The organism is Bacillus sp. AFS098217, from assembly GCF_002551815.1.
Classification (GTDB): domain Bacteria; phylum Bacillota; class Bacilli; order Bacillales; family Bacillaceae_G; genus Bacillus_A.
Map to the genome: position 1 here is coordinate 1 of NZ_NVPR01000082.1, position 12,013 is coordinate 12,013.

Sequence of the window (12,013 nt, forward strand, 5' to 3'; positions counted from 1 at the left end):
TTTCTTTACCATTTCTTTACTATTTCTTATTATCTTTTTAAGAACTTTGTAATAATATATTCATATATTTAAATGTAATGCGTGAATGAGTAAGGTTCACACATTAAGGAATACAAATTTTAAAAGTTTTTCAATTTATTATCTTGAATCGAGTTATCGATATGTATATAAATCCATTTTCANNAGATGCTCTCTCCCATCTAAAAAAGGGGGTTATGTCGGTTTTTTAATTGATGTATATATAGCGATTGGAAACTGAAAATTTTATCTTTTCATTCTTTTTGGAATAATATAGAATTCTATATATATCATATAAATAAATATAATGACTACTAATTCATTTATCCCGCATGAATTAGTAGGATCACTCCTACCTCAAAATTTAACAAAGGCAAGGAAGTTGGATGAGGATGAATAATCAGTGGCAAGAAAATTTCTACTGATTAAAGTTTTATTTTATAAGCTTCAGTTATGTCTAGTGAACTTGTTTTTTAGACTGTAAAGAAAATGAATAGAATAAAGGGGGGAAGCTGAATGAAAAAGAAGAAGCAGAAAAAGAAGAAAAACCATATTCCGTTTCGTCTAAATGTACTATTTTTTTGCGTATTTCTTATGTTTTCAGCGATTATTGTTCAGTTAGGAAAAGTTCAAATTGTAGATGGTGAAACATATAAAAATGTAGTAGAAAAACAGGAAGATTTAACAGTGAGTGCGCCAGTTCCTAGGGGGAAAATTTTTGATCGAGAAGGAAAGGCGATTGTGGATAATAAACCGCTTCGGACAGTTACATATACAAAAATGAAAGGTGTAGACGCTAAGGAGATTTTGAAAACGGCAAGGGAATTAGCAAAGTTAATTGAAATGCCACAGGAATCAATGGACAAGCTAACCGATACAGATAAAAAAGATTTTTGGATGCAATTAAATAAGAAGCGTGCAGATGCAAAAGTAACAAAAGAGGATGAAAATAAATTAAGAGAAAAGAAAATAGAGGGAAAAGAATTAGATAAAAAAGTGGAAGAGCTTAGACGCGAAAGAATTACAGCAGAAGAGTTAAAAGAGCTAACACCAGAGGATATAGAGGTATTAGCAATTAAAAGTAAAATGAATGCTGGATACAAAATGACGCCTCAAATTATAAAAAAGGATGTAAGTCCTAATGAATATGCAATCATTAGTGAGAGTTTAGCGCTTCTTCCTGGGGTGGATACTACAGTGGATTGGGAACGCGAGTATCCTAATGATAAAATACTTCGTTCTGTACTTGGAAGTGTTTCTAGTGCCGATGAGGGATTACCAAAGGAGCAATTAGATTATTATTTGGTCCGTGATTATACCCGTAATGATCGAGTCGGTAAAAGTTATATTGAAAAACAATATGAAGATGCGTTGCATGGTGCAAAGGGGCAGTTTAAACATATTACTGATAAAGAAGGGAATCTTCTTCGGACGGAAGAGATTACGAAAGGGAAAAGCGGAAATAATTTAATGTTAACAATTGATATGGATTTGCAGAAGAAGGTAGAAGAAAGTCTTGAAAAAAACTTAAGGGCATTTAAACCGGCGGAACCAATGTTGGATCGTGCTTTTGTTATAATGATGAATCCGAAAAATGGACAAATTTTATCAATAGCAGGAAAGAAACTTGTAAATAAAGATGGAGAAATACAAGTAGAAGATTATGCACTTGGTACAATGACAAGTTCTTATGAGCTTGGTTCAACTGTTAAAGGTGCTACATTACTAACTGGATATCAAACGGGTGCGATCAAACCATTTACTCATTTTGTTGATGCACCAATGAGTTTTAAAGGAACAAAAGATAAAAAGTCATGGAAAGAGTTTGGTGATATTGATGATTTAAGAGCTTTACAAGTATCTTCTAACGTATACATGTTTAACACTGCTTTAAAGATTGCAGAGGTTGATTATGTACCTAATAGTACACTAAACATTAAGCAGGAAGCGTTTAATAAAATGCGATATCATTTTACACAATTTGGTTTAGGGGTTCCAACTGGTATTGATTTACCGAATGAATCGGCAGGACAAAAGGGGAAAACGGATCAAATCCCGGGTTTTTTACTTGACTATTCGATCGGCCAATACGATACATATACACCACTTCAACTTGTGCAATACATGTCGACAATTGCAAATGGTGGTTATCGAATGAAACCGCAAATTGTACAAGAAATTAGAGAACAACCAACTAAACCAGAAGACATTGGAAAAGTAGTACAAGTAATGGAACCGGTTGTCTTAAACCGTATAGATATGGACAAAAATTATATCGATCAAGTGAAGGAAGGATTCAGAAGGGTATTTCAAGAAGGAGACGGAACGGGTGTAGCAACTTTTAAAAATCTTCCTTATAAACCAGCTGGGAAAACAGGAACAGCAGAAACTGTTTATGGTGGCGATAACGACATTGGAAGAGATGAAAATGGAAACCGAAAAAAATGCTATAATTTAACTTTAGCTGGCTATGCGCCATATGATGCTGATCCAGAAGTGGCATTTTCAGTTGTTGTGCCGTGGGTAAATGATGATAAATCTGGAGTGAATTCTAAAATTGGTAAAGATATTTTAGATGCATATTTTGATTTGAAAGTTAAGAGAGTGAATGGAAATCCAGTTCCTGTAGAGCAGTCTAATAAAGCACAATAAAAAAATCTATAAATATAGCTGGAATAGTCGCACTTCACTGTACCGAGTATGAAATATATTGTACAGTGAAGTGTTTTTTAGATTAGGAGTGTTGGTGGAATGGGGGATACATATGGAGCGGCAAATTAAGAATCAATGGGGGGAATTTGTTCTATTCATATTTGCTATGTTAGTCATCATAAATTCTTTTACTTTGTGTAAAGTAGAAGGGAAATCCATGCAACCAACTTTACAAGACGAAGATTATGTTTTTGTAAATACAGCCGTTACACGTTTCAATTCTCTACATCATGGAGAAATCGTTGTGATTAAAGATAGGGATAACTCTAAATATTATGTGAAGCGAGTCATTGGACTTCCAGGTGAAACAATACAGATCGTAAACGGCACCCTTTATTTAAATGATAAACAACAAACAGAACAATATATTAATAGAGAGTTACCAAATGAACTACAAATATTTTCGGAGTATAAAAGGACAAAAATTCCACCAAATAAATTATTTGTAATGGGAGATAATCGCTCTCAAAGTAAAGATAGCCGAAATGGTCTTGGATATATTGAGGAAGCTAGTATTATTGGTAAAGTAGAATTTGTCTATTATCCTTTTTCAAAAGCGAGATTAATAGATTGAACGAGATAAAAACAGCCGTGTTTCATATAGAAACACGGCTGTTTTTATTGATATCTAGCTTGTATTAAGAATCGGTGCTGTTTTACATCAAAATACCCTTTTTGTAAGATCAATTGATGTATATTATATAACTTGTTGTAATATTTTTTAGTAGTAAACTCAGGGATTTGCCAAGGTATTGCTTTTAGATAGTAGATGAAAGCACCGATGTCATAAAATCTTTGAAGTGGGAACTCTTCTTTTGATTTTAAAATGGTAAAACCGTTTTGCTGTAACGCGTTACAGGCTGTTTCTAAAGTCCAATCTGCATATTCTTGATTAAGTGGTACGCTCAAGTGTTCATTGATTTCAGCACAGTCAAGCCCGCCTACTTGTTGGGTAAGAAATATGCCGTTTGGAGATAGAATTCTTTTTACCTCTGATGCTACATAGGATTCATGTTGATTTAAAATTAAATCGAATTGTTTATCAGCAAATGGTAAAGCATTATCACTAGCTACTTCTACAACTTTTACACCTAAAGGTTCTAATTTGTTTTTTGCTATCGGGATATTTGGGGTATAGCCTTCAGTCGCATAAACAGAAGGGGGAAAGGGTTTTAACATTGATAAAAACTCTCCGCCACCTGTTCCCATATCCAGCATAGCATTTGCATTTTGTATAAGCTGAAAGGCCATACTACCATATGACCAAGATAGTAACTGACTCTTCATGCGACCAGTTTCTGTAATAAAGGAAAAATCCCACCCACTAAATCTTGTATTTGCGTTTTCTAAAAGTGCTAAAAATAATTTATCATGTTTCATGTTACATCCTCCTGCTCGTTATGTTAAAAATAGAGTAAACGAACATAAATGGAGGACCTCTAATTAAAATATATCGTTGTTATGTTTCATGTTCTAGTATTTTCATAAGGAACCACTCCTGATAAAGGCATGTTATTTTATTTTCTAGATTTACAAGTATAATACCTGCTGAAAGTGGATTTAATAGGAAATAAGAAATACCCTTGCTTCAAAGAAGAAACAAGGGTATTTCTTATTTTTTAATTGAAAGGCCATATACAAGTGTTTCACTAGGGCTCGTAATACTAAATCCAGTCGTTTTATAATCGAGAACAGGACAAGCGAAATAACTTGTCCTATTAGTAGTAATATAATTCATGAGGATTTTTGAATTTTTCAAATGATTTATATTGGTAAACTGACTCATTGATAGTATGTGGAAAAAGTCGGTATTCTGGATGTTAATAATAGTTAACAAAAAGAAATTGGGTTTGCTTACTGTTATATAAGATACGGGAAACTTGTTATTTGTTGATTTATTACCTGCAGAAAAAGAGCAAAATTAAATCATCTCTTTTCAGTTAGCTTAAAAAAGTATAAATACTTTCTAGATATATACAACTAACCATGAAACGGTCTCTACAAAAAATCTGAAGATTACTGCGTTTTATTGATTATACTGAGGCTCATCTTGTTGAATTTCCTGAACACGTGGTTCTAAAGAATCAATAATTGTCTGCGTTTGCTGAGCTGCATTTTGATACAGTTGTTTTGCTTGCTGATTGTCAGTATCAAGAACAAATCCTTCTAAACATGCTTGAGCACTTTTTAATCCAGAAATAGTTTGTTTAAGCTTAGTAATTACTGTCATAATTAAATTCCTCCTTATAATTATGAATTCACTATTTAGAATAGCTATTTTCTACTAAAAATATGATTTCTAAATTTTGGTTATCTTTATAGAATGAATACATTGACGAAGATTAAAAAATACTAAACGAATCGTACAGAAAAAGCCATGTTAGATGGATATTAAATACGAAGAGAAGTTGCGCAGTTAAAAATGATTAAACAGTTTGTTTTTATCCATACCGAGATACATTAAATAGGGAAGAAGCTTTTTCTTTACCAGTAAAAAAGTAGATGCTTCGAGAATAAAGTGGAACTTCCAACAATAGGATTCGCCCCTGTTGGTGTTCAGCACAAATAGGAGCAGTTATGCTCCAACCTCTCTTATTTGATTCCTCTGTATTTGCTCTTTTATTAATTATCTTTTAATAGCCGGTCATGTAATGCTGAAAGGGTAAATAACGCTGGCACTGTAAAGGTTTGTGTTAAGCACAAATCATCTTCATCCATTTTCTCAATTTCTTGATATTCAATCTCGTTTTTTTGATAGAATTTTTTCCAGAAAGCCACGGCTCTCGAATTGCTTTTTAATTGGGCCACGTAATATGTTCCCATATGTTGTTTGAAAATCTCTAAAATGGCTTGATCAACTATTTGTTTTCCTCTATACGGCTTTAATAAGAAAAAATCGTTAATACAAAAGTCTGTTTTAGGGGCCGTAAATGGTACTTTAGCGAATAGGATAAAACCAACATATTTTTCCTCGTATTTAATGAAATACGGGATAAGCTCCTCACGAGTACAAATAAGTTTAAACGCATCAAATTCAAAAAATCCATTTTCATTTGGATGAAGGGTAGGGGAGAATTCGGATAAATCATGTAAGTATAGGGCGTAGAAATTCTTTAATATTTCTAGTTGTTCTGTGGCTACAGCTTCTAATGTGACGTTCATTTTAATCCCATCCTTTGTAAGAATAATTTTTTTGTAATTGTAATTTTTCTGTTTCGGTTTTGGTATTTACAAACATGTCACACCTTCTTTATGTAAAAATTACACATGTAATACAATATTCGACATACATGAAATATGTCCTTTGCAAAATTTCATTGTACTAAAAAAGACAGCAAATATGAGATATTTGCTGTCTCTAATCATTTATAGTTCACATTTATCAAGAGGAACTACTTTTGTTTTCTTTGTGAATTTATAACCTAACCAAAGTACAAGGAAGAGTGGTAAACCAATATAGGAAACGAGTACACCATTCCAATCGATCGACTTACCCATAAATGCGCCGTAGTTTTGTCCTAAGATGACAATTACACAAAGTGTAAATGCGAAGATTGGACCAAATGGGAACCATTTTGCTTTATACGGTAGGTCATTCAAATCTTTTCCTTGTGCAATGTATGCTTTTCGGAAACGATAATGACTAATAGCGATTCCTACCCATGCAATAAATCCGGACATTCCAGATGCATTTAATAACCATACATATACAACACCGTCGCCAAATAAGGAAGCTAAGAATGCGGCACAGCCAACTACTGAAGTTGCGATTAACGCGTTAACAGGTACGCCGCGGCTATTTAATTTACCTAAAAATTTCGGTGCTTTTCCTTGTCTTGCTAAATCCCAAAGCATACGGGTTGATGCGTACATGCCTGAGTTACCAGCGGATAGAACAGCAGTTAAAATAACAGCATTCATAACAGACGCAGCAAATGCAATCCCCGCTTTTTCAAATACAAGTGTAAATGGACTTACTGTTACATCACTCGCTGCAAGACTATCAGTCGTATAAGGAATCAATAGACCGATAACAAGAATTGCAAAGATGTAGAATAATAGGATGCGCCAAAAGATTGAACGAATGGCTTTTGGAATACTACGCTCTGGATCGGCAGTTTCGCCAGCAGCTACACCTAATAATTCAGTTCCTTGGAATGAAAAACCAGCAGCCATAAATACACCGATAATTGCCATGATGCCGCCGTTAAATGGTGCATCTGCAATAGTAAAGTTTTTGAATCCTACAGGTTCACCACCCATAATACCAAAGATCATCATAAATCCAACGATTAAAAAGATAATAACAGTAACTACTTTAATAAGTGCAAACCAATATTCTGCTTCACCAAATCCTTTAACTGATAAGTAATTTAAAAGAAACATAATGACTAAACAAAGACCACTCCAGATAAGGGAAGGGGTATTTGGGAACCAAAATTTCATAATTAATGTTACTGCTGACAGTTCAGCGGCAATTGTAATGGCCCAGTTGTACCAATAGTTCCACCCAAGTGCGAATCCAAGCGATGGATCAACAAATCTTGTTGCGTATGTGCTAAAGGATCCAGCGACAGGCATGTATGCTGCTAATTCAGCTAAGCTTGTCATTAAAAAATAAACCATAATTCCAATTGCGGCGTATGCTACAAGAGCTCCGCCAGGGCCAGCTGTGTGAATGACACCACCGCTGGCAAGAAATAGTCCGGTACCAATTGTACCACCGAGAGAAATCATTGTAAGATGGCGAGATTTCAATCCGCGCCTAAGTTCACCTTGTCCTTGCGTAGATTGAGTTTTAGAGGTAGCTTGATTTGTTGCGCTATTCATGTTCAACACTCCTTTTCTTGTAAGATAGGAAGGAGCGGGGGAGAAAAATACAAAAAACCGCCAAAGGAATTTGGCGGAACGTTTCACAAATAACCACCCCATCATACCCTTCCGTTAAGATAGCACCCCACGTTTACACGGTATTTTGTAAACGTGACAGTTCTGTTCCTATTCGGAGACAGCCCCAGCTTATATTTCCAGAGAAGAAATATAAACTTCGGCAACTTTTCCTTTCAAACGGAGTCATTGACATTCTCTGTGTCTAATCCGCCTTACTTATAAAAGTCGCAACCTCTACCTCATCGGATTGATGAGGATTTGTTTATTGTTATGATTTTTAATATATGGCAATTGTAATGACTTTCTGAAAATATTGCAAGGAATTATTGAAGAAAAAATCGAAAAATATCGGTTATTGTATAGGAAACGCTTTCAAAACTCCACCCGAACCTATTTGATATGTAAACAGAACAATGAAAAAATTGTTATACAAATGTTTCGCAAAAAGTAACAGAAAACCCTTTAAAATTAAGAGAAAATTCAGAAAATAATTTTCGACAGCGTTGCTTAGAATCATTTTCTGTAGCAAAAATGCTGTTATATAAATCCATTTTAATTTTTCAACATCTAAATCCCTACTATGCAGAATAAAAAGTAACCTACACTCGTTTGCTCTTTCTGTTTTTACTTCGNNCTCTCTCCCACCTAAAAATAGGGGGGGGTATGTCGGTTTTTTAATTGATGTATATATAATTGACATGAAAAATAGAGAAGAAAAGTTATCCTCAGTGATTGAAGTTTTGTCTTTGGATTAGGGTGAGTTGCTAAATGAAAGTAATCGTATTTATGAGTAGTTTTAAAATATTGAATATTCTTTGTTCTGAGTGTATGATTAAGGAATCTTAGTTACGAAAGGGGATCGTTCTATGTTTTGTACATCCATTTTTGCCGGGGTGATTACAGTTAACCAAAAGGAGAAATAATAATGAAATTAGAAACGAAAAGACTACATATTATACCATGTACGGAAGAAACAGTTAAAATTGCTATTCAGCAAGGGTACGATAATGGACCGCATATCGCAAATTATGTACAAAAATTAAAAGAAGATTCTTCTTTACTGTATTGGGGCGTTTGGCTCGTTGTTCGAAAAAAGGATGGTATGGTCCTTGGTGATATAGGTTTTAAGGGGAAACCAAATGGGAATAAAGAGGTAGAAGTGGGATATGGGTTCCTTGAGAAATATTGGAATAAAGGTTATGCAACAGAAGCTGTAGGGGCATTAATTCAGTGGGCTTTTCTTACATCAAAAGTTGATAGGATAGTAGCTGAAACACTTCATGATAACCATGGTTCTATTCGTGTGTTAGAAAAATTAAACATGAAAAAAATAAGTGTAACAGACACAATGATTCATTGGAGAATAGAGAAAATGTCATGATTTAGTTGTGAATGATTTCGACAGACAAGAAAATGGAATTTATAATGATAAGACCTACGGCAATGTAGGAAAGCGTAATAATAAATGAAAAAGTGCTCTTTTCCCGTGTGAGAAAAGAGCCTTTGTTTTTTTCAATCAGCATGATATTAAATTTTTATAATACTTATTAACCTCATAAATAAACTACGTCTTGTGATTTTTTTGGAATTGAATGAAATAACAGGAAAATTATATAATAAAGGGTATAAAGAAGGGGGAAGGGATATGTTAGCATTTGATCACCTTGTTCATGCTGTTAGGTGTACACCAAAGGAAGCGGAAAAGAGAATGAAGGAGCTTGGATTCCATACGGTACAAGGCGGAGAACATACAAACTGGGGAACATGGAATAGCTTATGTTATTTTGATTTATCATACATTGAATTTTTAGCAGTACAAGATGAAAATAAAGCTAAGCAAGCAGACAATCCACTAGTTCAGGAAACAGTTGTTAAATTAAAAGATAGAGAAGGTATGTTACAAATTGCGATTCGTACGGATCGGATTGAAGAACTTGCAGTTAAGTTTGTAGAAAAAGGATTGAAAATGATTGGCCCATTTGAAGGGAAAAGAGTGAGAAATGACGGTCATCTTTTAGAATGGAGAATGTTATTTATTGAGCAGCAAGAAAACGGACCGAAATTTCCTTTCTTTATACAGTGGGAAGAATCTGATGAAAGTAGAAAGTTGGATTTACAAAAAGTAGGTATGATTGCCTCTCATAGCAATGAAACAAAAGAAATTGAGACGATATTTTATGCGGTGAAGAATGTTCGTGAAACAACAGAGAAATGGAAAGAAATGATGGAAGTACAGGTGGATTCTTCTGAAGTTCATCAAGAATGGAATGCAATGTGCCAAAGTGTGTTATTTGAAAATGTAAATGTTCAATTTTGCGAACCGATCGGTGAAGGGTTTGTACAAGAACAGTTATTAAAATATGGAGAAGTTCCTTTTGCGATTGAATTTCAAGGATTAGATAAGCAGAAGAGAAAAAAACAAATTTTAGGTAGTTTATACATATATTAATCGGGGGGTTCTATGTGGAAGAAGTGCTAAGTATCGCAGATTAAAAGAGAATCAGAAAAAACATATTTCATCAATCAACAATGTATATATGTGTAAATACGTAAAAAGTAAGGGGTACAATAAATTGAAACGTCAAAAACTTATTTGTGAAATAGTCAATCATATTTTAACATTTAAACGAGATCATCCGTTAAGAATCGGCATTAGTGGTATTACAGCTTCTGGAAAAACAACATTTGCAAATGAATTAGCGGAAGAAATGACAAAGCACGGAAAAAAGATAATACGAACTAGCATAGATGAATTTCATAACCCAAGAGCGATTCGTTATCTACAAGGAAAAGAGTCAGCAAAAGGATATTATGAGGATGCCCATGATTACAAGTCTTTTCGGGAAAGATTACTAGTCCCTTTAGGGCCTGGAGGAAGTTTACATTATGAAATAACATCCCATCATTTAAAAACGGATATTCCTGTATATAATCCGCCTATACTAGCTTCGAATGATATGGTGTTAGTAGTGGACGGGACTTTTTTATTTAAAAAAGAGATGGAGCATCTATTTGATTATAAAATTTTTGTAGATACAGACTTTGATATTGCTAGAAAACGTGGTTCAAAACGAGAAGAAGAGACCTTTGGAAGCTACGAAAAAGCGGAGGAAATGTTTTTGATACGATATCACGCTGCTTGTCAAATGTACATAAATGAGCATAATCCGAAAGAATGTGCGGATATTGTTATTATTAATAATGATATAGAGGAGCCTGTAGCTGTTTTTAAAAATATGAAAAATAAATAACAATTAATATCTATTCAAAAGAATTACGTGAATGAAAAAGATTCCTTCTGTAGCCATTGAATAAAGTTTAATTAAAAATGTCCACTAAACTTATGTTCCACAAAATGGATTTTCTTCTTAGAAAATAAAATTTAATTTTCATAAAAAAATTTAATAAAAATTCTATTTATTTATATCCTTTTCATCATTAGGTAAGAGATGTTAAGTAACAATAAAGTTTCTTAAAAAACACCAGTTATGCTATTCCACAGTCGGGCTATTTAATAGAATGAAATTTTTGAAAAATTAGATATTTATGTTAATTTTGGTGTGAGATTGTAAAGAAATATACTTAAGCTGAAGGTACAATTTAGTGACAGAAGAATTAATAGTTAAGGAGGGGAATTATAGATGAATATAAGACTTGCTGAAGTAAAAGACATTCAGCAATTAATAAGAATGAGATGGGATTTTACAATCGAATATGATGAAAGTAGAAAAATCGAACAAACTCCATTTAATGATTTTGAAAAGAAATGTCAATCTTTTTTAGAGAATGCCCTTAATAGTGATCAATGGTTTATTTGGGTTGCGGAGGAAAATGGAGAAATTGTATCACACATATATATAACATTAATACAAAAAGTACCCCGTCCTGGTAGAATAACACATCCATTTGCTTATATGACGAACGTATTTACTATTAAAGAATATAGAAATAAGGGTATTGGGAGTAAGCTCCTTACCACAATAAATGAGTGGACTAAAGAAAATAGATACGAATTTATTATTGTGTGGCCAAGTGATGATAGCATTAATTATTATAAGAAAAATGGTTACATCCATTGTACAGAACCTATGGAATATTTTCCTTCTTAAAGTAAACAGGTGCTTAAGTACAAGAACAGAGCAAAGATTAAACAACCAAGCATACCCCCGTCCTAAATTTAGAACGGGGTTATGCTTGGTTGAAATTTTAAAATTATATTACTTTATAGTCACTTTTCAAGAGTGTAGCTTTTGAATAAAGTTTGATTAAAAATAGTACGCAAGCCCTTATTTTACAGCTAATAAATTGAAGCCATTTTGAAAAAAATTAATCAAAATGGCTTGTTCATTTTTGTATACAGCTTATGTGTTTATAAAAAGCATTCCTGTATTAA

The 12,013-nt window shown here is 33.4% G+C and carries 10 protein-coding genes and 1 riboswitch; of the genes, 6 read left to right on the plus strand and 4 right to left on the minus strand.

What is annotated here, in order from left to right; genetic code table 11:
• The first annotated feature begins 534 nt into the window (after positions 1-534).
• Both COO03_RS20795 and lepB read left to right on the plus strand, forming a co-directional pair.
• A complete protein-coding gene (locus COO03_RS20795; protein WP_097898966.1) occupies positions 535-2,670 on the plus strand; it encodes a peptidoglycan D,D-transpeptidase FtsI family protein in 2,136 nt (711 codons plus the stop codon).
• 112 nt (positions 2,671-2,782) lie between these two features.
• Positions 2,783-3,304, plus strand: a complete 522-nt coding sequence (gene lepB, locus COO03_RS20800; RefSeq protein WP_097898967.1) for a signal peptidase I — start codon at positions 2,783-2,785, stop codon at positions 3,302-3,304.
• A gap of 44 nt (positions 3,305-3,348) precedes the next feature.
• Here lepB and COO03_RS20805 read toward each other — a convergent pair whose 3' ends face one another.
• The 4 genes from COO03_RS20805 to COO03_RS20820 all read right to left on the minus strand — a co-directional run bounded on the left by COO03_RS20805 (position 3,349) and on the right by COO03_RS20820 (position 7,560).
• Positions 3,349-4,110 carry a class I SAM-dependent methyltransferase gene (locus COO03_RS20805; protein ID WP_097898968.1) on the minus strand — a complete coding sequence of 254 codons (762 nt, stop codon included), beginning with the start codon at positions 4,108-4,110 and terminating at the stop codon, positions 3,349-3,351.
• A 646-nt stretch (positions 4,111-4,756) separates the two neighbouring features.
• On the minus strand, positions 4,757-4,960 hold the full coding sequence (locus COO03_RS20810) for a DUF1657 domain-containing protein (protein WP_097898969.1): 204 nt from the start codon (positions 4,958-4,960) through the stop codon (positions 4,757-4,759).
• A gap of 392 nt (positions 4,961-5,352) precedes the next feature.
• Positions 5,353-5,892 (minus strand): GNAT family N-acetyltransferase, encoded by a 540-nt coding sequence (locus COO03_RS20815; protein ID WP_097898970.1) that lies wholly within the window; start codon positions 5,890-5,892, stop codon positions 5,353-5,355.
• A 204-nt stretch (positions 5,893-6,096) separates the two neighbouring features.
• The gene (locus COO03_RS20820; protein WP_097898971.1) at positions 6,097-7,560 is read right to left on the minus strand and encodes an amino acid permease; all 1,464 of its coding nucleotides are present in this window, start codon (positions 7,558-7,560) and stop codon (positions 6,097-6,099) included.
• A gap of 112 nt (positions 7,561-7,672) precedes the next feature.
• A riboswitch (Lysine riboswitch) is annotated at positions 7,673-7,865 on the minus strand.
• A gap of 680 nt (positions 7,866-8,545) precedes the next feature.
• Here COO03_RS20820 and COO03_RS20830 point away from each other — a divergent pair.
• The 4 genes from COO03_RS20830 to COO03_RS20845 all read left to right on the plus strand — a co-directional run bounded on the left by COO03_RS20830 (position 8,546) and on the right by COO03_RS20845 (position 11,729).
• Positions 8,546-9,001: a GNAT family N-acetyltransferase gene (locus tag COO03_RS20830; RefSeq protein ID WP_097898973.1), complete on the plus strand. Its 456-nt coding sequence runs from the start codon at positions 8,546-8,548 to the stop codon at positions 8,999-9,001.
• 264 nt (positions 9,002-9,265) lie between these two features.
• Positions 9,266-10,069: a VOC family protein gene (locus tag COO03_RS20835; protein WP_097898974.1), complete on the plus strand. Its 804-nt coding sequence runs from the start codon at positions 9,266-9,268 to the stop codon at positions 10,067-10,069.
• Positions 10,070-10,193: 124 nt separating this feature from the next.
• On the plus strand, positions 10,194-10,871 hold the full coding sequence (locus COO03_RS20840; protein ID WP_097898975.1) for a PRK06696 family protein: 678 nt from the start codon (positions 10,194-10,196) through the stop codon (positions 10,869-10,871).
• A gap of 390 nt (positions 10,872-11,261) precedes the next feature.
• Positions 11,262-11,729, plus strand: a complete 468-nt coding sequence (locus COO03_RS20845) for a GNAT family N-acetyltransferase (RefSeq protein WP_097898976.1) — start codon at positions 11,262-11,264, stop codon at positions 11,727-11,729.
• Positions 11,730-12,013 lie beyond the last annotated feature (284 nt).